Source organism: Stakelama sediminis, assembly GCF_014199335.1.
In the GTDB taxonomy this organism is placed as follows: Bacteria; Pseudomonadota; Alphaproteobacteria; order Sphingomonadales; family Sphingomonadaceae; genus Sphingomonas; species Sphingomonas sediminis.
In genome coordinates, this window is the sequence record NZ_JACIJI010000007.1 from 65,614 (window position 1) to 90,065 (window position 24,452).

16 protein-coding genes are annotated in these 24,452 nt (G+C 63.1%); 4 read left to right on the forward strand and 12 right to left on the reverse strand.

Annotated elements, in window-relative coordinates; all coding sequences use genetic code 11:
- Positions 1-40: 40 nt before the first annotated feature.
- The 9 genes from addA to FHR23_RS14520 form a co-directional block, all read right to left on the reverse strand.
- Positions 41-3,451: a double-strand break repair helicase AddA gene (gene addA, locus FHR23_RS14480; protein ID WP_184005475.1), complete on the reverse strand. Its 3,411-nt coding sequence runs from the start codon at positions 3,449-3,451 to the stop codon at positions 41-43.
- Positions 3,432-6,395, reverse strand: a complete 2,964-nt coding sequence (addB, locus tag FHR23_RS14485) for a double-strand break repair protein AddB (protein WP_184005477.1) — start codon at positions 6,393-6,395, stop codon at positions 3,432-3,434. Before addB ends, addA begins: the two co-directional genes overlap by 20 nt.
- Positions 6,388-7,149 (reverse strand): nucleotidyltransferase family protein, encoded by a 762-nt coding sequence (locus FHR23_RS14490; RefSeq protein WP_184005418.1) that lies wholly within the window; start codon positions 7,147-7,149, stop codon positions 6,388-6,390. The genes addB and FHR23_RS14490 overlap by 8 nt, the downstream gene beginning before the upstream one ends.
- Positions 7,146-8,123 (reverse strand): aminoglycoside phosphotransferase family protein, encoded by a 978-nt coding sequence (locus tag FHR23_RS14495; RefSeq protein WP_184005479.1) that lies wholly within the window; start codon positions 8,121-8,123, stop codon positions 7,146-7,148. The genes FHR23_RS14490 and FHR23_RS14495 overlap by 4 nt, the downstream gene beginning before the upstream one ends.
- Positions 8,120-8,563 (reverse strand): tRNA (adenosine(37)-N6)-threonylcarbamoyltransferase complex ATPase subunit type 1 TsaE, encoded by a 444-nt coding sequence (gene tsaE, locus FHR23_RS14500; RefSeq protein WP_184005420.1) that lies wholly within the window; start codon positions 8,561-8,563, stop codon positions 8,120-8,122. Before tsaE ends, FHR23_RS14495 begins: the two co-directional genes overlap by 4 nt.
- On the reverse strand, positions 8,560-10,902 hold the full coding sequence (locus FHR23_RS14505) for a sensor histidine kinase (protein WP_184005422.1): 2,343 nt from the start codon (positions 10,900-10,902) through the stop codon (positions 8,560-8,562). The genes tsaE and FHR23_RS14505 overlap by 4 nt, the downstream gene beginning before the upstream one ends.
- Positions 10,903-11,043: 141 nt before the next feature.
- Complete coding sequence (gene fghA, locus FHR23_RS14510; RefSeq protein ID WP_184005424.1) at positions 11,044-11,883, reverse strand: S-formylglutathione hydrolase; 840 nt, start codon at positions 11,881-11,883, stop codon at positions 11,044-11,046.
- 12 nt (positions 11,884-11,895) lie between these two features.
- Positions 11,896-12,276: a VOC family protein gene (locus FHR23_RS14515; RefSeq protein ID WP_184005426.1), complete on the reverse strand. Its 381-nt coding sequence runs from the start codon at positions 12,274-12,276 to the stop codon at positions 11,896-11,898.
- Positions 12,277-12,287: 11 nt separating this feature from the next.
- A complete protein-coding gene (locus tag FHR23_RS14520) occupies positions 12,288-13,400 on the reverse strand; it encodes an S-(hydroxymethyl)glutathione dehydrogenase/class III alcohol dehydrogenase (RefSeq protein ID WP_184005429.1) in 1,113 nt (370 codons plus the stop codon).
- 204 nt (positions 13,401-13,604) lie between these two features.
- Between FHR23_RS14520 and FHR23_RS14525 the strand changes: the two genes are divergently transcribed.
- Positions 13,605-15,071 (forward strand): mannitol dehydrogenase family protein, encoded by a 1,467-nt coding sequence (locus FHR23_RS14525; RefSeq protein ID WP_184005431.1) that lies wholly within the window; start codon positions 13,605-13,607, stop codon positions 15,069-15,071.
- 12 nt (positions 15,072-15,083) lie between these two features.
- Here FHR23_RS14525 and FHR23_RS14530 read toward each other — a convergent pair whose 3' ends face one another.
- The 3 genes from FHR23_RS14530 to FHR23_RS14540 form a co-directional block, all read right to left on the reverse strand.
- Positions 15,084-16,019 (reverse strand): PEP-CTERM sorting domain-containing protein, encoded by a 936-nt coding sequence (locus FHR23_RS14530; protein WP_184005433.1) that lies wholly within the window; start codon positions 16,017-16,019, stop codon positions 15,084-15,086.
- 119 nt (positions 16,020-16,138) lie between these two features.
- Entirely contained in the window at positions 16,139-18,148 is a 2,010-nt protein-coding gene (locus FHR23_RS14535) for a TonB-dependent receptor (protein WP_184005435.1), read from the reverse strand.
- Between the two features lie 95 nt (positions 18,149-18,243).
- Positions 18,244-18,633 (reverse strand): hypothetical protein, encoded by a 390-nt coding sequence (locus FHR23_RS14540; RefSeq protein ID WP_184005437.1) that lies wholly within the window; start codon positions 18,631-18,633, stop codon positions 18,244-18,246.
- A 266-nt stretch (positions 18,634-18,899) separates the two neighbouring features.
- Between FHR23_RS14540 and FHR23_RS14545 the strand changes: the two genes are divergently transcribed.
- From FHR23_RS14545 to FHR23_RS14555, 3 genes are all read left to right on the forward strand, one after another.
- Positions 18,900-20,486, forward strand: a complete 1,587-nt coding sequence (locus tag FHR23_RS14545; RefSeq protein WP_184005439.1) for a tryptophan halogenase family protein — start codon at positions 18,900-18,902, stop codon at positions 20,484-20,486.
- A gap of 178 nt (positions 20,487-20,664) precedes the next feature.
- Positions 20,665-23,742 carry an outer membrane beta-barrel protein gene (locus FHR23_RS14550; protein WP_184005441.1) on the forward strand — a complete coding sequence of 1,026 codons (3,078 nt, stop codon included), beginning with the start codon at positions 20,665-20,667 and terminating at the stop codon, positions 23,740-23,742.
- Positions 23,699-24,448 carry a DUF6445 family protein gene (locus FHR23_RS14555; protein ID WP_281377251.1) on the forward strand — a complete coding sequence of 250 codons (750 nt, stop codon included), beginning with the start codon at positions 23,699-23,701 and terminating at the stop codon, positions 24,446-24,448. The genes FHR23_RS14550 and FHR23_RS14555 overlap by 44 nt, the downstream gene beginning before the upstream one ends.
- Positions 24,449-24,452 lie beyond the last annotated feature (4 nt).

Here is a 24,452-nt window from a genome sequence, read left to right on the forward strand (position 1 = left end):
TGGAGAGGTGCGCACCGGCTCAAGCGGCTGCATCCAAGCTTTATTTTTCCGCCGCCAAGCCGGGCTTGTGCTGCGCCAGTAATTCGGGCGACAGCGCGAACAGCCTCGGCGCACCGGTATAGAGCAGCGCCGCCTCAACCGGCCGGTCGGGAAAAATCACGCTGAGTGCTGCGGCATAAGCCCCCATCTGCGCGAGATGATAGGGCGGAATTGCCTCAAGCGATGCGGGCGTGCGGCGTCCGGTCTTGAAATCGATCACGCGCACCCGGTCCTCCGTCACGACCAGCCGGTCGACGGTTCCGGCAATCACCTCGCCATCGACGACCGCTGCAATCGGTGCTTCGGCCAGCGCATTGGCAGTGAAGATGTCGGCAAATTGCGGGTCGTCGAGAACGGTCAGCACCGCATCGGCGATTTCCGCACGCGCCTGCGCCTCGACAACCCCGCCAGTACTCTCCAGCCAGACAAGCGCCGCATCGCGCCTGCGGTCGGGCGGCAGGTCGGGCAAGCGCTGGAACAATGCGTGGAGCAGTCGCCCGCGCTCGGCGGCCGCACGCATCGCCGGATCGGGGGGCGGGTCGGCCACGGCGTCCACCCCGATTGCCGAGGGCGCGAGCGGGCGCGGCGGGCGCGCTTCTTCCGGTGCATCGCGATGCAGCCAGTCGGGCAGCGCGGGCGGCTCGGCCTTCGCGACCTGCTCGCGTACCTTCGCGGCAACCGGTGCAAGCGGCGGATCGCCTGCGAACGTGCGCGGCGCGTCCTCCTCCGCCTCGGCCACCTCCAGCACATCCATCGCGCCCGCAGCGGCTGCGTACCAGCTCAGTTCGGGCGGCACGCCTTTGGCACGCGGTCCCAGCGAGCCGGCAATCCACAATTGCTCCTCGGCACGCGTCGCGGCGACATAGAATAGCCGCCAATGCTCCTCCAGTTCCTTGCGCTCGGCTTCGGCCAGTGCCTCACCCAGCGGCCCGCCGCGTTCATCGGCGCGCGGGCGAAAGATCGGCAGGCGTGGCCCCTCCCCCTCCTCCGGCCGCCAGTTCAGAATGTCGCGCCGGTTCTGCGTCGGATCGACAGTGGCGTCGGCCAGAATCACCAGCGGCGCCTGCAACCCCTTTGCCCCGTGCGCGGTCATCACCCGCACCGCATCGCGCGGCTGGGATGGGTCGCGGACAATCTCCACCTCGCCCCGGTCGAACCAGTCGAGAAAACGTTGCAACGACGGGGTCGATACGCTTTCGAATTGCAACGCGGCGTTGAGCAGTTCGGCAATCGGATCGCGCGCCTCCTCGCCCAGCCGCCGCAACAGCCTGCGCCGCCCGTCGAGCGGTCCCGACAGGATTTCCTCCAGAAAACGATAGGGCGTGGCAATGTCCGCGCGCGCCAGCATCGCGGTGAGCGGGGCCAGCCGTTCGGCGGGCTGCGTACCGCGTAAATGTCGCCACAGACTACCGCGTTCGCGCTTCGCCGCCGCCATCAGCTCGTCCTGCGTCCAGCCGATCAGCGGCGATACCAGCAGGCTGGCAAGGCTCAGATCATCCTCCGGCTGGAGCACGAAGCGAACGGCGGCGAGCAAATCCTGTACCGCCAGCGGCGCGTTGAGGCGCAGCCGGTCGACGCCCGCCACCGGCACCCCTTCGGCATAAAGCCGCGCGACGAGCAGCGAAGCCAGTTCACCGCGCCGCTTGACCAGAATCATCACATCTTCGGGCCGCAGCGCCCGGCCCTTGCTGGCGAGCATATGGCCGCCGTCCAGCCATTGCTTCACCTGCGCCGCGATGCGTTTCGCCACCTCGCGCACGGCATCGTCGATCCAGCCCTCTTCATCCTCGTCGCTGCCGCCCTCGATCACCGGCGGCAACAGCGTGACGCTGCCCGGTCCCGGCACTTCGCTGGCATGGGCTTCCAGCATCTCCATCCCCATGCCGGGCGCAGGGATGGCGGCAATCGCGGCATCGACGAATTGCAGCACCGGTCGCGTCGAGCGGAAGCTGTGGGTCAGCGACAGCGTTTCCAGCGGTCGTGCCTCCACCTCCGGCGGCGGATTGCCTGCCAGCACTTCGAAATGGCGGTGCGCCAGTTCGAAATAATAGGGATCGGTGCCCTGAAACCCGAAAATCGCCTGTTTATAGTCGCCGACCGTGAACAGCGTGCGGAAACTGCCTGCCGGAGCACCCTCGCCCGCGAAAAATTCGTCCGCAATCGCACGGACGATAGTCCATTGATCCCAGTTGGTATCCTGCGCCTCGTCGATCAGCACATGCTCGGTCGCCTGATCCAGCTTGTAGCGCACCCAGTCGCCCATGCCCGGTTGCCGCAGCAGCGCCAGCGTCATGCGGATCAGGTCGTCGAAATCGACCGCACCGGCCCGCCGCTTGGCACGCGCATAGATATCGGCATAGGCGCGGCCCGCCTCCACTCCCTGTGCGAGCAGGTCGGCATAGGCGGCGCGCGCGCGCATTCCGATCAGTTCGGCACAGCGGGCACCCAGCCGAACCGCCATGTCTTCATAAGCCGGTTCGGCATCCACCAGCTTGGCCGAATATTTGCGCGGCTCGCCCTTGGCGGTGTGGAAGACGCCGACCAGCGCGTCCAGCATAGCGGCCCGCGCACCCGCGTCGGCCGCAAGCCAGTTTTCCACCAGATCGGCGTGTTTGTTGCCGGTGGCGCTGTTCCAAGTCCGGTTGGCGAGCGCGATTGCACGCAGCGCGGCAATATCGAACGCCGCATCGTCACACGCCTGGGCCAGTTCCGCCTCGATATCGCCCGACGGCAGGTCGAGCGCGCGGCGCAGATACGGCTGTATCCCGCTTGGCAGTGCCGCCATCGTGTCGGGCGCGTGCGCACAGGCGAGCAGGAACGCTTCCGCCTGCCCCTCTCCCATCCGCAGGGACAGCGCGCCCACCGCATCGGCCAGCCGCGTGCCGCTGTTGCGATCCTCTTCCTCCAGCATCGCGGCAAGCGCATCGCGCGCCATCGCCGCTTCCTCGCGCGCCTCCAGCGGGCGGAACCCCGGTGTCAGCCCCGCCTCGACCGGAAAAGCGGAAAGCAGCGTCTGGCAGAAGCTATGGATCGTCTGGATGCGAATGCCGCCCCCCGGTGCATCGAGCACGCGCGCGAAAAGGGTACGGGCATGCGCGCGCTGTTCCGGCCCGCCTTCCTCGCCCAATGCTTCCAGATCCTGAAACAATGCGCGGTCGTCGGCACGCACCCAGCTTGCCAGCCGCGCGCTGATCCGGCTTGCCATTTCCGCCGCCCCCGCCTTGGTAAAGGTCAGGCACAGGATCGCGCCGGGATCGACACCGTGCAGCAACAGGCGAAACACCCGCGCGGTCAGAACCTGCGTCTTGCCGGTGCCCGCCGATGCCGACAGCCAGACATGCCGGGCGGGATCGCTGGCGATACGCTGCGCACCCTTGAGCGGCGGAAGCGGATTAGCCACGGTCGCGCCCATACCATTCATCGCGCCGCATCAACTGGTCATAATCGGCATAGGGCGCATATTCGGGCACCAGCTTGGCGGTGAACGGTACATCGCCGGTCAGCCATGCCCCGGCTGCCTCGGTGAAGTTTTCCGCTGCCATCGCAACGAAATCCTCCGCTGCGATAGGATCGCGCTTCTTGGGGTCGACCGGCGAGTCCACCCGCCCGAAACCGCCCGCACGATTGCGTGCCAGCGACCAGTATTCGAATGCCTCCGCCACGCCCTGCACATCCTTGAACCCGTCGCGCTCGGCAATCAGGCCCAGCAGGCCGAGTTGCAGGCTGTATCCGGCCTTGATCGCGCGGTTCGACGGCGGCTGACCGGTCTTATAATCGACAATCGCCAGCCCCCCGGACGCCAGCCGGTCGATCCGGTCGTAGGTGCCGCGCAACCGCACGCCGGCAATATCGATCGACCCGGATTGTTCGACATCGATCACCGCGCGCCCGTCGCGCTGCTGCTGGCGAAGCTGCTCGGCGATCCAGTCGATCGCTTCCATCAGGCGCGGTTGCCACAGCGCGCGCATCATCGGATGGGCATCGGCCAGCATGGCCAGCGCGCGCGGCCCCAGTCGTTCGGGATTGCAATCATCCTCCCGCGCCCAATATTCGAGCACGCGATGCACCTCCGTTCCGCGCCATGCCGCACCCGGATCGGCATCGACCGGATCGAGCGGCGCAAGTTGCAGCATCCGCTTCGCATAAAAGGCATAGGGGTCGGCCTTCAGCCGGTCCACTTCCGTCACCGAAATACGTTTCGGCCGCTCGGCAGCGGGGGGACAGGGTTCGGGCCGCTCGCTGGGTTCGAATGCGCCGGGATCGTCCAGCGCCTGCGCCCATGCCGACAGTGCACTGGCCTTTTCCAGCCCGCCCGACAGCGCCTCCAGCCGCAACCAGAAACGCGAAGCGATGGTCGGTGCGCTGGCATCGCGACGCGCGCGTGTCAGCAGTACTTCCGGCGCGCCCAGTGCACCCGCCAGATCATGCGCCGATAGGCCGATCCGCCGCTCCAGCCCCGGCAGGCCCAGCTCGCTGCGAATGCGCGGTGCCAGCCATGGATCGGGCGCGGGCAGCCCCGGCCACACTCCTTCGTTCAGTCCGCCGAGAATCATCAGGTCTGCGGTCTGCAACCGCGCCTCCAGCAAGCCGTAAATCGCCAGCCGCGGATGCCCGCCCTGTGGCGGACGCACCGCAGTTTCGTCCATCAGCGTGCGCAGCAGCGCGGTCAGCGATTCCGGCTCGGCTTCACGCGGACCATGCGCAGCTTCGCGTTCCAGCCCGTCGAGCAGTTCCGCCGCCGCACGCCCCTCCGGTCGCGACCAGACGGCATCGCCGCACAGGAGCGATGCCGCTTCGCGCATCGCGGCGATCAGGTCGGATAGCGGCTGTCTGCCCTGCGAAAATTGTGCAGCAATCGGGTGCAGCATTTCAACGATGCGCGGCCAGCCCTCTTCCGCCGCAGCACGGACGGACGCATCCCGCCCGCTGCGATCCGACAAATGCGCTTCGATACCCGACAGCCCCGATGCCGGACGCGGCCCACGCAGCGCCAGATCGAGCTTGCGCACCCCCTCCAGCCAGGCGGGACGCCCCTCGCCCGCACATACCAGCGGATGTTTGAGCAGCACCAGCAGCGGCACCGGCGCAAAGCCCTGCGCCGCCGCATCGGCCAGCGCCAGCAGGAACGTCCCCGGCGGCAACATCGACAGCGGCTGCCCCGCCGTATCGTCGACCGTCAGGTTCCAGCGCGCGCAATGCGCCGCGACCCGGCGGGCAAGTGCACGGTCGGGCGTCACCAGTGCCGCCGTCCGCCCCGGTGTCTCCGCCACCTCGCGCAGAGCAATGGCAATCGCCTGTGCTTCATCGGCTGGCGTTGCGACGTCCAGCGTGCGGACTCCGGCAAAACGGCGCTGGGCGGCGGGAAGATCGGTCCATTCGCGCGTAAACTGTGCGGGCGCCAGCGCGTTGGCAATGGCGCGGCCGCGCGGGGGCGGTGCATCATGCTCGCTGCCGCCGCGCCACACCGACACTTCGGCGCGGTTCACGCTCATCCGGTCGAGCAGCAGCTTGAGGTGATATTGCGGATGCGTCTCGACCGAACGCGGCCGCCTGCCCGTCACCGGATCGGGATCGTGCGGGCCAAGCGCATCCCAGACGCGCTCCTCCATTCCCACGGCAAGGTCCGGCAACACCACCAGCCCGTTCGGTAGTTCGGAAATGCTGCGCAGCAATCGCGCGACCGCAGGAGCCGAGGTGGTTACGCCCGCCGCGCACACAAAGCCTTTTGCCGGATTGGTTTTCCAGTGCTTCGCCGCCCGATCGAGCAGGTGCCGTCGCCGTTCCGCCAGATCGATCCGGCCCAGTTCGCGCAACACCGCGGGCCACTGATCGAGGATGATTTCGAACAGCCGTAACGAGCGTTCCCAATGTTCGGTCAGCCCGTCGCCGACATCGATATCGCGCAAGACGTGCGGCGATACTTCCTCGACCAGCAACTGGTCCAGCGTTCGTGCCAGATCGCCGGCCAGCCGCACCGCCTCCGCCGCATCGACTGGCGCGCCTGCCCGTGCCTGCGCTTCCTGCACCAGCCGCGCAAGGATCATCCGTCGCTGCAAGGGCTCAATGGCGGGGGGCAGCGGTTCGGCATCGACCGGATCGAGAAACGGCCCCGCCGCTTCATCGAGTTCGGGATCGCCGATCGCCACCAGTCGAGGAAGCAGCAACCCGCCCTCGCTTGCGCGCACGAACGCATCGCTGACCGCCCGGATCGCGCGGTTGTTGGGCAACAGCACAACCCCGCGCGCGAATGCCATGCGGTCCTTGCCGAACCGCTTCAGCAACCCGATGGCAAGTGCGTCGGCAAAGGCGCGATGCGCCGGGATCGTATAGAGATGCGGTCCCCGGCGCTCAGCCATCGGCCAGCAGGGCTTCGGTGCGGGCAATCGCGCCGGGCGTGCCGACATCGAACCACAGCCCCTCATGCACCTGTGCAAAGGCGCGCTCTGCCTCAATCGCACGCTGCCAGAACAGGTTGGTGGAAAACGGTCCTTCCGGCCAATCGGCAATGATCCGGGGCGACAGAATCTGCACGCCGGTAAATACGAACGGTGCCATACGCCCCGGCGCGCGCCGCTTGGTAATCTTGCCGAACGCGTCGATATGAAAATCACCGCGACCGGGATGGTTGTTGGCATTGGCTAGCGGCACCAGCAGCAGCAGCGCGTCCATGCGCGCATCGTCCCATTCCGCCGCCAGCGAACGGATCGCATCCACCGGCCCGTCAACCCACAGATTGTCGCTGTTGACGCACAGAAACGGCTTGTCGCCCAGCATGTCGCGCGCCTGTACCAGCCCGCCGCCGGTTTCCATCAGTTGCGGACGCTCATCGGAGATCAGTACCTCCATCTCTTCGCGCCGACGGATCAGATGCGCCTCCAGCGCATCGGCGAGATAATGGACGTTGACCACCGCACGTTTTACACCCGCGGCCTGCAACCGGTCGAAAACATGGTCGATCAGCGGCTTGCCCGCCACCTCGATCAGCGGCTTGGGGCGCATCGCGGTCAGCGGGCGCATCCGCTTGCCCAGCCCGGCGGCCATCACCATCGCGGTTTCCGGGGCTGCAACCGGCGGCGTAGGCCGTAGCGCAAGCGTCTGACGTGTGCTCATGCTTCCCCCGACAGTTTCAACGGATCGCCGCGCTTGTCCATTGGCACATTGGCCGCAAACCATGCCGCCACCGGCGCCAGCGCGGGATGGGCAAGGTCACGCTCCAGATAAGTCCAGACACGCGGGCACAGCGCTGGATAACGCCGCTTGCCGTCACGTTTCCAAAGCCGCGCAAAAATGCCGATGATTTTCGCATTCCGCTGCGCGCCAAGGACATGATAGGCGGTGCGAAACGCCTCCCCCGCCCCGGTCGTACGACAATAGCGGTCGAGCATTGCCGCCTCCAGTTCCGCCGGGACGTCGCGCCGCGCATCCTGCAACAGCGACACCAGATCATAGGAACGATGCCCGGCAAGCGCGTCCTGAAAATCCAGCAGGCCCAGCGTCTCCGCGCTATCGCCGATCAGCATGATATTCTCGGCATGATAATCGCGCAGCACGGTGACGGGATCGTCACGGTCGACCTGTTTCAGCACCGCATCCCATGCGGCGCGATAGCCGTCTCCATCGACCTCAATCCCCACCGCCGGGCAGTACCATTCGGGGAACAACCCGGCTTCTCGCTGATATTCCGCATCATTATAGGGGCGCACCGGCGCGGCCGGATAGTCATGCAGGCGAACCAGCAGATCGACCGCCGCCGCATAGAGCCGCAATTCGCTTTCGCGTGCGGCATCGACGGTTTCGCGCATCCGCGCATCGCCGAAATCCTGTAGCAGCACCAGCCCTTCGCCCAGATCGTCGGCCAGAATTTCTGGCGCCGCAAAACCCCGCTCGGTCAGCCAGCGGGCAATCGCGATGAACGGGCGCGGGTCTTCCTGCGGCGGCGGTGCATCCATCAAAATCGCGCTGCGTCCCGGCGCGACGGCACGGAAATAGCGTCGGAAGGAAGCATCACCCGCAAGCGGCAGGATTTCGGCGTCGCCCCAGCCCGCACGGGCCAGAAAAGACGACGCGGCGGCGGGAGGATTCATGTCAGCGGCCATCGCCCCCTCCATGCCTCAGGCACTCGCGCTGTCAAGCCGCGCGTGCCGTCCGGTTGCATCCTCAGGGTCAGCCACAGGGCGTCATGCCACCAGCGATCGTCCAGCCGCTCCGGCCATTCGACGATCAGCAGCGAATCCGTCCGCGCCTCGTCCAGCCCCAGTTCGTCCGCCTCCGACGGGTCTTCAATCCGATAGAGATCGACATGCAATACCGGAAACCGCACTTCCGGCGGATCATAGGGTTGTACGATCGCAAAGCTGGGCGACGGCGCTTCGCCTGCCAGCCCCAGCGCCGCCAGCAGCCCGCGCGCGATGCTGGTCTTGCCCGCGCCCAACGGCCCCGACAGCGCAATGACATCGCCGGGACGCGCCACTGCCGCCAGCCGTCCGCCCAGCGCCAGACTTTCGGCTTCGCCGTTCAGGATCATCCGCGCGGCAGTTCGATGGTGATCAACGTGCCCTCGCCCGGTTCGGTGATCAGGTCGATGCTGCCGCCATGCGCTTCCACGAACCGCTTGGCGAGCGGCAGGTCGAGGCCCAGCGCGGAATCGCCGCCCCCCGGCCCGGTGGCAAACCGGTCAAAGGCGCGCTTTGCCCTGTCGCGGGTCATGCCGGGACCGTCATCCGAAACCACGATCCGCGCGCTGGCTTTTTCGCCATCGACATGCAGCAGCACCCGCTTGCCCTTCGCCAGATTGCCGACCGAATAGCGCAGCAGATGCTCGATTGCCTGACGGATACGCCGCTGGTCGCCGGCAACGCTCCCTGCCGATCCCAGCACCTCGACCGCCAGATCGACACCGCGTTCGCGCGCCGGTCCGGCCACCGCCTCGGCTGCGGCATGGGCAGTGAGTTCCAGATCGACCGGCTTTTTCGCAACCTTGGCATCGTCGCCCTCGGTCAGGTCGAGCACATCGTCGATCAGGCCCGACAGACGCGCCACCGATTCCAGAATTGCCTCCGAATATTCGACGCCGCTGTCGCTCAGTTCGCCCGCATAGCCACCGTGCAGCATCTCCGCGAACCCCTTGATAGAAGTCAGCGGGGTGCGCAGTTCATAGCTCATATTGGCGACGAAGGCGGTCTTTACCCGATCGGCGGCCTCCAGCGCTTCATTGCGGTCGCGCAGCGCCTGTTCGATGCGACGGCTGTCGGAAATGTCGAGCATGGTGAACAGCGCATTGCCGTCGGGCAAGGGCACCGCGGTAAATTCGAAATGACGGCCATCGGCGAAAGCGACACGTCCGCCGCGCTGCTGCCGCTCTACTGTTGCAGAGCGTACCAGCGCTCCGATCAGCGAGGCCCGGTCGGGATTGGCCAGCTTCTTGGCGCCCGCCTGCGCCAGCGCATCGACACGCGGATGGCTGGCCAGCAATTCCTCGTCAAATCCCCAGACCAGCCGGAACTTGTTGTTCCACAACTGCAACCGGCCATCGGCGGCGAACACGCCCAGCGCCTCGAACAGATTGTCGAAGGTCGCAGTCCGGACGCGCAACAACGTGTCGCGCGCGCTCGCCAGTTGCACCTGTTCGGTCCGATCCTCGAAAATCAGCAGCAGTCCGCCTTCGGGCAGCGGCTGCGCGACGACGCGCAGATGCGTACCGCCCGGCAGGTGCCAGTTCTCCTCAATCTCCGCATCGGCGACCTGAAACCATTCCCGCCGCTCCGCCTTCCAGCCGGGAAAGTCGCGCACTTCGGGCAGACGGTTGGCTTCACGCATCCGTTCGAGGATGCGGTCGAATTCGGGCCGGTCGGACAGCCATTCGGGGCGCATCGCGAACATCCGCCGGAACGCCTCATTACAGAAACGCAGGCCCCGGTCGGTGCCGAACTGCGCCACGCCCGCCGACAGACGGTCGAGCAGGGCGCGCTGGGCATCGGCGAAACGCCGGATACCGGCGCGCGCCTGTTCCAGCTCCTCGACATCAATAGCGAAGCCTGCCGCGCCGCCATCGGGAAGCGGAATGTCATGCACTTTCAGCATGCGCCGCGCGCCGCCGATGGTCGCGGGCACCGCCGACATTTGCGGCTGGCCGCTGTCGCGCGCAATCGCGGCATTGGCGAGCGGGCCGCCCATTCCCGAATCCTCGACCAGTTCGATCTGCCGCCCGATCACCTGAGCCGCATCCTCGGCCTCGACCGCGCGGACATAGGCGGTATTGACCATGGCGAGCTTCAGATTTTCGTCGCGATACCACATCGGCAACGGCGCCGCCTCGATCAGCCCGCGCAGTGCATCGAATGCGGCACCCAGCCCGCTGACTTCTTCGCGCAGGGTGAACAGTTCCTCCTGCATCTCGGATGCATCGAAGAACCAGACCAGCACCCCGCCCGGCGCATTGAGGTTCGCCGGTGCGCGCATCCCGACCGCCAGCAGGCTGCGTTGCGATTCCTTTGCCTTCACCCCCACCCGGAACGGGCGCGCTGCCCGCTGCGCCCCGCGCACGGCATCGTTCAGCGCCTGCGCCGATCCGCTATCCAGTCCATGCTCGCCTTCGGACAGGTCGCGCAGGGTGGCAGGCGGCATCGCCAGTCCCAGCCAGTCCTCAAGCTGTTGCGGGCATTCGACCCGGCCATCGGCACGCACGATCATCGGCGCGGCGGGTGACGTGGCCTGCAACACCTCCAGCCGCGCGGCGACAGCCCGGTCGTGGGTCGCATCGCGCCGCATTCGCAGTCCGATATAGAGCGCGATCAGCCCGGCCGCGAGCACCAGCGCAACCACCGCACCCAGTATGACGCTACCCGCTGCCGACAGGGTCAGCATGACGGTTGCTCGGCAATTGCGGAGACGGGACGAAACGGCATTCAGCCCTCATAGAAGCGCTGCGCGGAAAACTGAACCAGCTACCGCCATCACCGACCAACTTTTACGACGCCAGAACGGCACCGTTCATCGGATACGGCCTTAGCCGCGCTTCAGCCTCTCGGCATGCCAGCCGACATGCCCGGCCAGGAAGGTCGCAATGAAATAATAGCTGTGATCGTATCCCGGCTGCATCCGCAGCGTCAGGTCGATGCCTGCGTGAGCGCACGCGGTTTGCAGCAATTCGGGCTTGAGCTGTTCGGTCAGGAAATTGTCGGCATCCCCCTGATCAACCAGCAATTCCGGAACCCGCGCGCCATCGTCGATCAGCGCACAGGCATCATAGGCTCGCCAGGTCGCCCGATCATCGCCCAGATACCCGCCCAGCGCCTTTTCGCCCCAGGGACAATGGAGCGGCGAAGCGATCGGCGCAAAGGCGGAAATGCTGCGAAACCGATCGGGGTTGCGCAGCCCGATGGTCAACGCACCGTGTCCGCCCATGGAATGGCCGGTAATGCCCTGACGCGCCATATCAGCCATCGGAAATTCAGCCGCGATCAGCGCGGGCAGCTCATCCTCGATATAGCTGCGCATGCGGTAATGGGTGGCCCAGGGCTGCTCGGTCGCATCGACATAGAACCCTGCGCCCTTACCGAAATCATAGCCTTCATCATCGGGAACATCGTCACCGCGCGGAGAGGTGTCGGGCGCAATGAAAATTATGCCATGTTCAGCGCAGGCGGCACGATATTCGCCTTTCTCGGTGACATTGGCATGGGTGCAGGTCAGCCCCGACAGATACCAGAGCACCGGCAGCTTTGCGCCGGCGTCATGCGGCGGCACAAAGATCGAAAACGTCATGTCGGTGCCGGTGCTGGTCGATGCATGGCGGTACACACCCTGCACCCCGCCATGCGCCTTGTTGGTCGATAGGGTCTCCATACCTGCCTCCGGTCAGTCAGGCCGGTACAGCGCGCAAACCTTGTTTCCCGCCGGATCGCGCAGATAGGCCAGATACAGTTTGCCGAACGCATTTTCGCGATAGCCCGGCGGGTCTTCGACCGCCGTGCCGCCATGGGCGACGCCTGCCGCATGCCATTTGTCCACCGCATCCGAATTCGATGCGCCGAAGCCGATTGTTCCGCCATTGGCGCAGCTCGCGGGTTTTCCGTCAATCGGTCTGGTCAGCAGAAACAGGCCGCCGGGATGCATATAGATGACCCGGCCCTTGGGATCGACCTTTCCCGGTCCGATGCCCAGTTCGCCCAGTACCGCATCGTAAAATTCCTTGGATGCGTCAATATCGTCAGTTCCCAGCATGACATGGCTGAACATTGGCATTCTCCTTAATAGACCACGACGCTGCGGATGCTTTCGCCCGCGTGCATCAGGTCGAACCCCTTGTTGATCTCTTCGAGGCTGAGAACGTGCGTGATCATCGGGTCGATGGCGATCTTGCCGTCCATATACCAGTCGACGATCTTCGGCACATCGGTCCGCCCGCGCGCACCACCGAACGCGGTACCTTTCCACACCCGTCCGGTGACAAGCTGGAACGGGCGGGTGCTGATTTCCTTGCCCGCTTCCGCGACGCCGATGACGATCGATTCGCCCCAGCCGCGATGCGCGCATTCCAGTGCGGTGCGCATCACCTCGGTATTGCCGGTCGCGTCGAAGCTGTAGTCCGCGCCGCCGTCGGTCAGCTCGTTGAGTTTCGCAATGGTTTCCTCGCGGCTCATACCTTTGCTGTTGAGGAAATGAGTCATGCCGAACCTGCGGCCCCATTCCTCGCGGTCAGGGTTGATGTCGACACCGATAATGCGGTTGGCACCGACCATCTTCGCGCCCTGAATGACGTTCAGGCCGATGCCACCCAGCCCGAACACCACGACATTGCTGCCCGGCTCCACCTTCGCGGTGTTGACCACCGCGCCGACGCCGGTGGTGACGCCGCAACCGATATAGCAACTCGTCTGAAACGGCGCGTCCTCACGGATTTTCGCCACCGCGATTTCGGGCAGGACGGTGAAGTTGGAGAAGGTCGAGCAGCCCATATAATGATAGATCGGCTGTCCCTTGTACGAAAACCGGCTGGTTCCGTCGGGCATCAGCCCCTTGCCCTGCGTGCCGCGGATTGCGGTGCAAAGATTGGTCTTCTGACTCAGGCAGGATTTACATTGGCGACATTCCGGCGTGTAGAGCGGAATGACGTGGTCGCCCGGCTTCACGCTTTCGACGCCCGCACCCACTTCCCGCACGATCCCGGCGCCTTCATGGCCCAGCACACTGGGAAACAGTCCCTCGCTGTCCAGCCCGTCCAGCGTATAGGCGTCGGTGTGGCAGATGCCGGTCGCCATGATTTCGACCAGCACCTCGCCCGCTTTCGGGCCTTCAAGGTCCAGTTCGACGATCTCCAGCGGCTTCTTCGCTTCAAATGCTACGGCGGCGCGGGTCTTCATGGCGGGCGTCCTTACGTGATTCATGGTCCGCCTCCCACATGGCGCAGGCGGGATATGAATGAAAGAGGCGCGCACCGTATCGACCGCAGATGGTGGACGTATCGGCTCAGGCACCATATGTCCGGTCGCGCCAATTCAACAGGCTTGCGGGCGACCTTCTCCACGCTGCCTTTTTTTCGAACCGTTCCGTAAAGGATCGCCGTCATGTCCGACCGCCTCTCCGAAAAATCGCTGCCATCGATTTCCGGTATCGCTACCACGCCTGCCTATGATCGTTCGTCGGTGTGCACCGGTGTGGTGCATCTGGGCATCGGCGCCTTTCATCGCGCGCATCAGGCGGCTTATTTCGATCGCGCATTGACGGACGGCGACCTGCGCTGGGGCATCACCGGCGTATCGCTGCGATCCGGCGGGGTCCGCGATCAGATGGCACCGCAGGATTGCCTCTACACGCTGCTCGTGCGCGACGGGGAGCAGCAGGACGCCCATATCGTCGGCGCGGTCCGGGATGTGCTGGTGGCGCCAGAAAATCCGGCTGCGGTAGTCGAAGCACTCGCGGCGCCGGACGTGCATCTCGTCACGCTGACCGTTACCGAAAAAGGCTATAAGCTTGACCCGTCCACCGGCGCCCTGATGACCGAAGATGCCGATGTTGCCGCCGACCTTTCGAACCTCGACGCGCCGCGTACTGCTCCCGGTTTTCTGGTCGCAGGGCTGGCGAAGCGTCGCGCAGCGGGTCTGCCGCCCTTTACTGCGATCAGTTGCGACAATCTTCCCCATAACGGTCGCAGACTGGAACGGGCTGTACTGGCAATTGCGCGCGCCCATGATGCCGATCTTGCCCGGTGGATAGAAAGCGAAGGCGCGTTTCCGCAAACCATGGTGGACCGCATCGTTCCCGCCACCACGCCCGATGACATCGCCGCACTGTCGGAGATGCTGGGTGCCGAAGACCGTGCGATGGTGAAAACCGAACCCTTCACCCAATGGGTCATCGAAGACAGGTTTGCCGGCGATCGGCCAGACTTTGCAGCGCTTGGCGTACAGCTCACTGCATCGGTACCGCCCTGGGAAGACGCAAAACTGAGAATGTTGAACGGCTCGCATTCGGGAATCGCCTATCTGGGCAGTCTTGCGACCATCGACTTTGTGCACCAGTTCGTCGAGCGCCCGGAAGGCAAGCATTTCGTCGAGACGCTATGGGACGAAGCGGAGCAGACACTGTCGCCGCCGCCCGAACTCAACATCGCAGCCTATCGCCGCGACCTGATGCAGCGTTTCACCAACAGCGCGTTGCAGCACCGCACCCGCCAGATCGCGATGGACGGTTCGCAAAAACTGCCGCAGCGCCTGCTTGCCCCCATTGCCGATCGCACGACAAAGGGACTTGAGTCCCCCGCGCTGACGCTGGCGGTGGCGGCATGGATGCGCTGGCAGGGCGGCGTCGATGACGCAGGCAAAGGCTTTACCGTCGACGATCCGATGGCGAACCGCACCGCTGCAGCGCTCGTCGGGTGCGCCACGGCGAAAGAACGGATGGAGGCACTGCTGGCGCTCGACGCAATCTTCCCGGCGTCGCTGGCTGCAAACGATGCGTTCCGCAATGCACTGGCCGACTGGCTGGAAATTCTTGAAAAGGAAGGCGCAACCGGCGCATTGCGTCGGGTATAGCCGCGCCGTGCTTCAGGAAGCAGGCATCCCGGACAACACCGTCTTGCAATCCTGCCCATGGGTTTCGGCCCAGGCGATATATTGCAGCCGAACCGCATCGTCGGGGGATATGCCCAGTTCGTCGGCCGCCGTTTCGGTCTTGCCGAACCGGCGCGGATCATAGCCGGTGATGCCGATAAAGTCGGTCAGCGCTTCCAGATAATAGCCGAACCGGCTGGCATGATAATGGTCCCATGCCCACAGATCGACCTTGCCATAGGATATCCCGTCATAGGGATCGGGGTCGGCCACGCCTGCCGCCATGGCGCAATTGAATGCCTGTCCTACCGGGTTCACCCGGTCGATATCCGGCGACGCCTGCGCCGCCAGATCATAGCCGTGCCGGACATCCAGCGCCATTTGGGTGATCGGCTTTCCATACCAGGCACCGCCCGGCACATAGGTCTGATCAGGCCGCGACCATGTTGCGGTCAGGCTGACGTCCACTTTGGGGTTCTTTGCCCTGAACATTTTGGCGAACCATCCGGAATAGGTGATGGTCTTTTGCGGATTGCCGGGATGCTGCGGGTCCAGCGTGCTGTAATCCTGCATGACGACATGGTCCCACGGACGATCGACCAGCGAACGCTTATTGTCCCAATGCCATTCGAGATTCTTGCCGCCGGAGGTTTCCAGACTGACCGTGTAGTGCAGTCCCGCTTCCTGCGTGAACAGTTTGAACAGGGCGGGCACGCCACCGACATGATCGTCGTTCAGATCGTCCACAGTCGTATCGCGATATTTCCATACCGGCGAATGCGCGCCATAGGTGAAGCTGTTGCCGATGAAGAGTACGGTTTGCGGGTCGTCGGAGGCTGCGTCCAGTTTCTGCGCACCCGCAGGCACCGCAGCCAGCAATCCCGCGGTCAGTGCCACCAATGCCATGCGCGATACCAACGGCCTGTCCATCCGACTTATCTCCCTGTCACCTCGAATCCGTCGCGATATGCGCTTTCGAACCGTGCAACGCCAACCAAAAAAGGCGGGGGAGGAAGCATTGCCTCCTCCCCGCCCATCTATCCGAAACGTCAGAATGCGAGCTTCATCTGCAACCGGATATTACGGCCCGGCGCAATCACCTCCGCCTTGTTGAGAGCGGCGGCGTTACGCTGCACATCGTTGGTCAGATTCTGTCCGATCACCGAGAAGGCTATGCCCGGCCGCTTCCGGAACGGCTTTATCGTCATATGCGCGCTCAGGTCGTTGAACGCCGGCGTCGGCGTATCGAACGCGCCATATTCATCCTGACGGCCATTGTGCAGGAACAGGAAACCGGCATCCAGCATCTTGCCCGTCCAGGTCATACCCCCGCCATAACGATAAGGCGGAATGCGCGGCACGTTGCTGCCGTCGTCCAGCGTGGCGCGAACATAATCCGCCAGCCCCTTTACGCGAAGACTGCCGCTTGTCCCGTTGACCAAATCAATGGACGCCTGCCCCTCCAGTCCGCGGAAATGCGCACCCTGCTGGCGATAGAAGAGTTCCTTCAACTCGCCGTCGGGACTGGTGGTGCAAACGCCCGCATCGTCGCAGGTCCGGCCGGTCAGGTCGCCATAGATATAGTTGTTGAACCACGAGCTGTAAGCGCTGCCTTCGAAACGGAACCTGCCGCTGTTGACGCGGATCGTCGCTTCCAGCGAGTTCGCCCGCTCGATCTTCAGGTTCGGATCGCCCGTCTCGAACGTATTCGGACCATCATGACCGCCGCGCGCGAACAACTCCGTAATTGCCGGAGCACGACCGGTGCTGGAAAAGGTCAGCCCCAGCTTCACCGTATGCGCCAGATCATAAAGTGCACCGATTGCGCCGCTGAGCGGAGTGAAGTCACGATCCGTGAAGATATTGGACGCAGGCGTACCTTCAACATGAACGTGTTCGACACGGCCCGCGACCTGCAACCGCAGATTGGCGGTGAGCGGCGTGTTGGAGAAGATGTACCCCGCCTCACTTTGGGTCACGGTCGGGAACAGGTAGGAACTGTCGGCACCTATCGCGGAGAAATTACGCCGCTGCACCTCGACCCCGACCGCGGTATTCTGGATCGGCCCGATCGGCTGCAACAGCAATTCTGCTCGCCCGTCATATTCCGTATTCTTGAACGTCGTATCGACGGTGCCGTCGGGTTCGGTCTCATTATGCGCATAATCGGCATAGCTGGCATCGATCTTCAATGACTTGAACGGGCCGGAAGCGAAGCCGATCGCGTTCTTCGTCATCACCTTGGTCTGGTGCATGTCGATAAAGGTCGTGTCGCTGGGGATGCCGTATTGTGCATCATAATGCGTCACCGCAACGCCGACATGGGTATCGTCATTGAAGAAATAGGACGCGCCCACCGCCTGACCATAACCATGGAAGAACGAATTCTGCTGGGTGCCCAGCGGCGTATCGTAATCGTCGGCATGACGATAATAGCCGTCGACATGCACCGCCAGATTGCCCGACCGGCCGTCGGCAAGAACGGAGCCTTGTCCAGTATCCGAAACGCTGTCGAAACCGCCGTCAATCTCTCCCGACAGATCCTTGTCGGGCAATGACGTCGGGACGCGGTTGTTGATCGCATTGACCACACCGCCGATGGCCTGACTGCCGTAGCGCAGGGCAGCCGCACCGCGCACCACCTCAATGCTGCGCGCGGACAGCGGGTCGATGGGAATACCGTGATCGGGACCGATGTCGGACACGTCCGAACTGCTCAGTCCGTCCTCCAATATGCGCACGCGGGTGGCATCCATGCCGCGAATAATCGGGCGGCTGGCCCCTGCGGCAAAGCCTGTCGCGGCAACGCCGGGAATATCCTTCAGCGAATCAGCAATGCTGGCACCGCCGCTGTCGAGAATCTGCTGGCGGTCGACCTTGGCCGAAATCGACGGGGTTTCGTCGGCACCCAGATCAAACGGGGTTGCCGTGACAATGATGTCCTTGGCACCCGATTGGGCCTGACTACTCGTACCGGGTTGCGGATCGGCCGGTTTAGCCGATGCCGCCAGCGGAAGGAGCGCGACCGTGGCCGCGCCGATCAACAAGGAAACTCGCATAAAAACTCCATTACTCCCTGAGGGCAGCCCAAAGCTGGACGCTGCCCCAAAGCGGCGCGAGAAAATCACGCCCCTGAATTGTTTAGAAACCGGATTCAGAGAAGGAGCGAAGGAGGCGCACGGCTTAGCCAGGCATGCGACCAGCGGGTTGCAACGGACCGCAGCACGGTGGCGGGAGCACCCCGATAGGATTGTCGCTCCGGCTGGAACACCACGACGGGAGAGGCTGCCAGATAGTGACCGGAGGTCTCGCTCGCCTGACAGATTGGGCAGACCGGCGAAGTGTCGAAGGGAGCCGGCCGGTCCACAAAATGCGCGGGCTGTCCGGATGGCCCGGCAACCACAGTACTGACCGGCGGCAGGCGGAAATGCAGATGCGTCTGGGTAAGGCAACTCTGCCACAGAAACGCGCCCAGCACGAACAGCAGCACGGCCAGAAACCAGCCGTTCAGCCGGTGCATCTGATGACGGAAAAATTCAATCATCCCATGCCTGCCGACACAACGCGAGCAGGGTAATCGCAAAGGTTCGCGATTTTCCCATATCCCCTCACGTCACATCGGCTCCCATGCTGCAATGCATCAAACGCACGGGCTATGTTACAACGTCACATTCTGTCAAGCCTTTCCGAACATAAAACTGCAACCGCACTCGCGCTGACGCAGCCTCGCCGCTATCGCGCGCTCTTTTCAGGCTCCGGACGGCAACGTACAACCGGCAGCCGACACCCCGCCGGGCGAAGAGGACAAAGATGGCAGACAACGACAAGGACTTTGAAATCACCATCGTCGGCGGCGGTACGGCGGGATGGATGACGGCAGCCCTGCTCTCCCGCCTGTTCACGCGCGGATACAAGATCCGCCTGATCGAGTCCGATCAGATCGGCACGATCAGCGTCGGCGAAGCCACGATTCCTGCGATCCGCATCTTCAATCAGATGGCGGGCATCGACGAAGCCGAAATGATCCGTGAGACGCAGGCCACGTTCAAGCTGGGCATCGAGTTCGACGGATGGCGGCGACCGGGGCACAGCTATATTCACGGGTTCGGCACCATCGGCCAGGATCTGTTGTGGCTTCACGCCCATCAGTTCTGGCTGGCGCAGCAACGGGCGGGCAAGGTCAAACCGCTCGACGCCTATGCGATCAACTGCGTTGCCGCACGCATGAACCGTTTTGCCCAGCCCGACATGCGCGACCCCGATTCCCCGCTTGCCGGGATCGACTATGCCTATCACTTCGATGCGCTGCGGTTCGCGGCCTTTCTGCGCAAACGCGCCGAAGCGCAGGGGGTCGAACGCATCGAAGGCAAAATTGACCATGTCGAACTGCGCGCAGCAGACGGGTTCGTCGAATCCGTGCGGCTGGAGGACGGACGCAGTTTCGGCGGCGACCTGTTCGTCGACTGCTCGGGTATGCGCGCGCTGCTGATCGGACAGGCGCTGGGTGTCGGGTTCGAGGACTGGAGCCGCTGGCTGCTGTGCGATCGCGCACTGGCGGTGCCGTGCGAAAATGCACCGATCCTCACCCCCTATACGCGCTCGACCGCGCATGCATGGGGATGGCAATGGCGCATCCCGCTCCAGCATCGGCTCGGCAACGGCATGGTCTATTCCAGCGCGCATGTCAGCGACGACGAAGCCGCATCGCGCCTGCTCGCCGGTCTCGACGGGACGCCGCTGAAAGACCCGCTGCCGGTGCGTTTCAAGCCCGGTCGCCGGGAACGCGCATGGGAAAAGAACGTCGTCGCTATCGGCCTGTCTTCAGGCTTTCTGGAACCGCTGGAATCGACCAGCATCCATTTGATCCAGACCGGTATCTTTCGCCTGATCGCGCTGTTTCCGGACCGCAATTTCATGACTTCCGACCGCGAAGAATATAACCGGCAGAGCGCGTTCGAATATGCCGATGTGCGCGACTTCCTGATCGCGCATTACAAGGTAACCCGTCGCGACGATTCCGATTTCTGGAACTATTTGCGTACCATGGATGTGCCTGAAAGCCTGTCGCAGCGGCTTGCCCTGTTCGCTGAAAGCGCGCGCTTCTTCCAGCATGGCAAGGCGGAGCTTTTCCGCGAGGAAAGCTGGGTGCAGGTCTTGCTGGGTCAGGGGCTGGATGCCAATCCGGACCCGATGGTCGACCTGATCCCGCCGGCCGAACGGCAGGCCTTTCTGAACGATATCGAAGAAGTCATTGCCGACTGCGCCAGCCGGATGCTGGGGCATGCCGATTTCATCGCACGCATTCGCAAACCGCCCGCCACCACCCGCGCACCCGGCATTATAAATACCGCAATAACAATGCCTTCAATTACATTCGGTCCAAAAGTGTCACGATAAAGACACGCTTGCGCAAAAAACTGAAAACGGTTTCACAGCCTATTGTAACCGGTTACATCTCTCGATAGGGAAGAATTCTTAGTCGGCGCGACTCGTGCGGACCGCGCGTCCATATGCGTCGTGAATAGAAATCAAACCATCCGGCGATGTCCGGAATCTGGGGTAAGGGAGAGGAACAGTGCGGTCACACGCATCCAAAATTCGTCGAATCACCAACGGCGTTTCTGTTTCAGGCGCGGCATTGGCGCTTGCACTGACAGCGGCGGTCCCTGCCTATGCGCAGACGGGCACTTCCTCCCTCGAAGGTCATGTGACCGGCCTTCCTGCCGGCACGAAAGTCGTCATCGTCGACAACAATACCGGTGAGAAGACGTCGGCAAAGGTTGATGCCAAGGGTAATTATCGCGTCATCGGCCTGCGCCCTTCGACCTACACGGTCATCGTCGCGAACCTTGAGCCGCAGCAGACGCAGCTTTTCATCGGCCAGACCGGCGTCGTCAATTTCGGCAAGAGCACGACCGGCGGCGACATCGTCGTCACCAGCACGCGTGGTCAGGTTGATGTTCGTTCCCCCACCGTTGCGACCAACGTCACCCCGGCGCAGATCGAAAACCTGCCGCAGAATACCCGCAACTTCCTGAGCTTCGCCAGCCTGGCACCGGGCGTAAACCTGTCGCGCGGCGCTACCCCGCAGTTGCAGGCGGGTGCCGTGGCATCATCCAACGTCAATGTGCTGATCGACGGCATGAGCCTGAAGAACCCCGTCAACCATGGCGGCATCTTCGGTCAGAATTACGGTCTGGGGAACCCGTTTCCGCAGATCGCGATTCAGGAATATAATGTCGAAACGCAGAATTTCGGAGCAGAGACCGGACAGGCCGGATCGGCGGTCATCACCGCGATCACTAAGACCGGCGGCAACCACTTCCATGGCTCGGCCTTCATCGATTTTCAGCCGAACAGCTTCATCACCCAGCCCTATTTCGACAAGAAAAACGGCGTCCCGAAACCTGCCTATAACCGCAAGCAATTCGGCGGCGAACTGGGCGGGCCGATCATCCCCGACAAGCTGACTTTCTATGTTGCCGGCGAAGGAACGATCGAAAACCTGCCCGGCACCCAGGGTATTGTTACCAATGTCCCGACCTCTGTATCCAATCTGGTGAACATTTCGCACAACAAGGATTTCAAGCAGGGGCTCTATTTCGGCAAGCTGACCTGGTTCGCGACCGATTCCGATACGGTCAATCTTGAAGCGTTCATCCGCCGTGAGAACAATCTGTCGGATATCGATTCCAATGCGGCTTCGACGCATGGCCGGACGATCCTGACGCATGAGGATCGGTTCCAGTTCAACTGGAAACACCATGCCGGTAATTTCGTCAACGAACTGAACATTGCTTATGACAAGCAGACGCAGGAAACGCCGCCGGTAGGAACCGGTCCGGAATATAATCTGGATAACAGCTATTATAGCGCGTCCGATTGTACTGCGGATGAGATCGCGAACACCAATTGTCAGGTTATGAATCCCGACTTTTCGGCACGCGCACAGCTTGGTGCTCACTATTTCTATCAGGGGGATGCCGTAAAATCCTTCACCTTGAAGAATGACAGCACGCTGATTTCGGGCAACCACACGATCAAGTTCGGTGGCCAGTTTGCGCTGCTGAACATGTCACGCACCGTCAATAACGCGTTTGATGGCCGGTATTTCTATTATAATCCAGGCGCAAGCGGGACGTTCGATCCGCTGACTGATCAGCCCTATGGTGCAAAAATCAACATTCAGTCTTCGCCCACCGTGTCGGCGAAGGACTATCAGATCGGTGCCTATGTTCAGGACGAATGGCGTCCGGACGACCACTGGACGCTGAACTACGGGTTGCGCTGGGATCTGGAAACCAACGCCAACAACAACGATTACGTGACTCCCACTGCTGTTGCCGATGCCTTGCGCAATTATCCGGGCTGGGCCGCCAACGGCATCGACCCCAACAACTACATCTCCACCGGCAGCAACCGTAAGCCGGAATGGGGCGCGATCCAGCCGCGTTTCGGTGTCTCCTACGACGTCCATGGCGATGGCAGCCTGGTGATCTTCGGCGGCGTAGGCCGCTATTTCGACCGCAGCCTGTTTATCGAAGGCGTGCTTGAAACGCTGACCAACTCCAGCAAGATCGCCAACGTCTATTTCTGCAACAATGGCGGCGCCAGTCAGGGCGCCGGAAACGGCCTCACACCGGCCGACTGTGCGCAATGGAACTCCGCTTATCTGAATCCGGCAAATCTACGGGCTCTGGCAAAAACCCAGGGTACGAATGGCGGCGATGTCTGGGTACTCAACAACAAAACCCGCCTGCCCTTCTCCGACCAGCTCGATTTCGGCATCCGCAAGCGGTTCGGGCAGATCCGTACGTCGATCACCTATTCGCACATCAGTTCGCACAACATCTTCCAGTATGTACGCGCAAACTATTTCACCAATGGCTGGTACACCCGCTATCTGCAGACGGACGCCGCCGGAAACGTCATCGGCTGCACTCCCGGCGGCGATGCGTGGATTCAGGACAATATCTCCGATGTGACCTATGCCGCATGCCCGGCGGGCGGCGGCCAGTTGCAGGGATATCAGGGCAAGCTCGATCGCGGCATGTCGGACGGTAAGGCGCAATATGACGCCTTCTACATCAAGGCCGAAAAACCCTTTACCGACAACAGCATCTGGGGCTTCACCACGACGCTCACGCTGCAGTTCGCAAAGAGCAATGTCGCACAGGCGCTCAGTAGCGACGAATTCTACAACGGCTCGCGGCAGGACGCCTATGGCTGGAACTATGTCGGCGGAGTCGAGAAATGGCACCTGGTCACCACCGGCATCTATCGCGCACCCCTGGGCCTCACCCTGTCGGGCACGCTCGACCTCTCTTCCGGCCCGTCCTTCGGCAACGTCGTGTTCGGCGACACGCCCGATAGCGCTTCCGCATATGGCAATTTCGGCGGCGTATTCTATCCCAAGCCGTTTATCGCCTATAAGCGGCTGGACCTGAAGATCGCCAAGACCTTCACCATGCCGTGGGGCGACGGCGATCATAAGCTGACTGCCGATTTCCAGGTGTTCAATGTGTTCAACTGGCTGAACCGGACCTATTCTGCCTGGGGTGCAGGCTCGGGCGATCCCGCGCCGCTCATTGAAAACGGGCAGGTCTATAATGACTCACGCAGGTTCCAGGCAGGAATCCGGTACAAATTCTAAGGCCAGCCCCCCGGGCCGATCCCGAAGCGATGCTATTCTCCCCAGGTTGCATCGCTTCGGGAAAAGCCGGGCACCGGTTTTGAGCGTCGACGGGCTAGGCCCGCCGCCAGCCGACATTGTCGCACTGGCAGCGAGCCTCGCTCCGTTTCCGCCCGCGACCAACCATTATCCCGGTGTACGGTGCATCATCCGGCATCAGGACCGTACCGTAACAGCCTATGTCGAGGCACTGCTGGAGCAAGCGGCACCCTATATCGGCGGTGCGTTCGACATCGACAGTTTCGACCTGAAAGAAGCCAGTTTCTCGCTGGTGACGACACCGGCAGAGGCGCTAACCGCTATCCAGCGTGCACCGCATTTCGACTCGATCGATCCCGACCTCTACGCCGTTCTCCATTATGTCCGACCGAATGCGGGTACCGCATTTTACCGGCAACAGGCGACTTCGATCGAACTGGTCGATCAGGCCAGCCTGAACCGCGTCGTGAACAGCGCCCGCACTACGCCCGCGCCGCACGGCTATATCAATGGGAATCGCGGCGGATATACCTGTATCGGCGCGGTAGAGGGGCTGGAGGGGCGACTGGTCGCCTATCCAGCCCGGCTGCTTCATTCCGGGCGGATACCCCCCGGCTTCATCGGCAGCGACGATCCGGCGCGCGGACGATTGACGACCAACATCTTCATCCGTGCGCATCGAAGCTGAACCG

Coding starts and splice junctions, on each gene's coding strand:
- addA (WP_184005475.1), bottom strand. CDS start 3,451: ATGGGCGCGACCGTGGCTAATCCGCTTCCGCCGCTCAAGGGTGCGCAG.
- addB (WP_184005477.1), bottom strand. CDS start 6,395: ATGGCTGAGCGCCGGGGACCGCATCTCTATACGATCCCGGCGCATCGC.
- FHR23_RS14490 (WP_184005418.1), bottom strand. CDS start 7,149: ATGAGCACACGTCAGACGCTTGCGCTACGGCCTACGCCGCCGGTTGCA.
- FHR23_RS14495 (WP_184005479.1), bottom strand. CDS start 8,123: ATGAATCCTCCCGCCGCCGCGTCGTCTTTTCTGGCCCGTGCGGGCTGG.
- tsaE (WP_184005420.1), bottom strand. CDS start 8,563: ATGATCCTGAACGGCGAAGCCGAAAGTCTGGCGCTGGGCGGACGGCTG.
- FHR23_RS14505 (WP_184005422.1), bottom strand. CDS start 10,902: ATGCTGACCCTGTCGGCAGCGGGTAGCGTCATACTGGGTGCGGTGGTT.
- fghA (WP_184005424.1), bottom strand. CDS start 11,883: ATGGAGACCCTATCGACCAACAAGGCGCATGGCGGGGTGCAGGGTGTG.
- FHR23_RS14515 (WP_184005426.1), bottom strand. CDS start 12,276: ATGTTCAGCCATGTCATGCTGGGAACTGACGATATTGACGCATCCAAG.
- FHR23_RS14520 (WP_184005429.1), bottom strand. CDS start 13,400: ATGAAGACCCGCGCCGCCGTAGCATTTGAAGCGAAGAAGCCGCTGGAG.
- FHR23_RS14525 (WP_184005431.1), top strand. CDS start 13,605: ATGTCCGACCGCCTCTCCGAAAAATCGCTGCCATCGATTTCCGGTATC.
- FHR23_RS14530 (WP_184005433.1), bottom strand. CDS start 16,019: ATGGACAGGCCGTTGGTATCGCGCATGGCATTGGTGGCACTGACCGCG.
- FHR23_RS14535 (WP_184005435.1), bottom strand. CDS start 18,148: ATGCGAGTTTCCTTGTTGATCGGCGCGGCCACGGTCGCGCTCCTTCCG.
- FHR23_RS14540 (WP_184005437.1), bottom strand. CDS start 18,633: ATGATTGAATTTTTCCGTCATCAGATGCACCGGCTGAACGGCTGGTTT.
- FHR23_RS14545 (WP_184005439.1), top strand. CDS start 18,900: ATGGCAGACAACGACAAGGACTTTGAAATCACCATCGTCGGCGGCGGT.
- FHR23_RS14555 (WP_281377251.1), top strand. CDS start 23,699: ATGACTCACGCAGGTTCCAGGCAGGAATCCGGTACAAATTCTAAGGCC.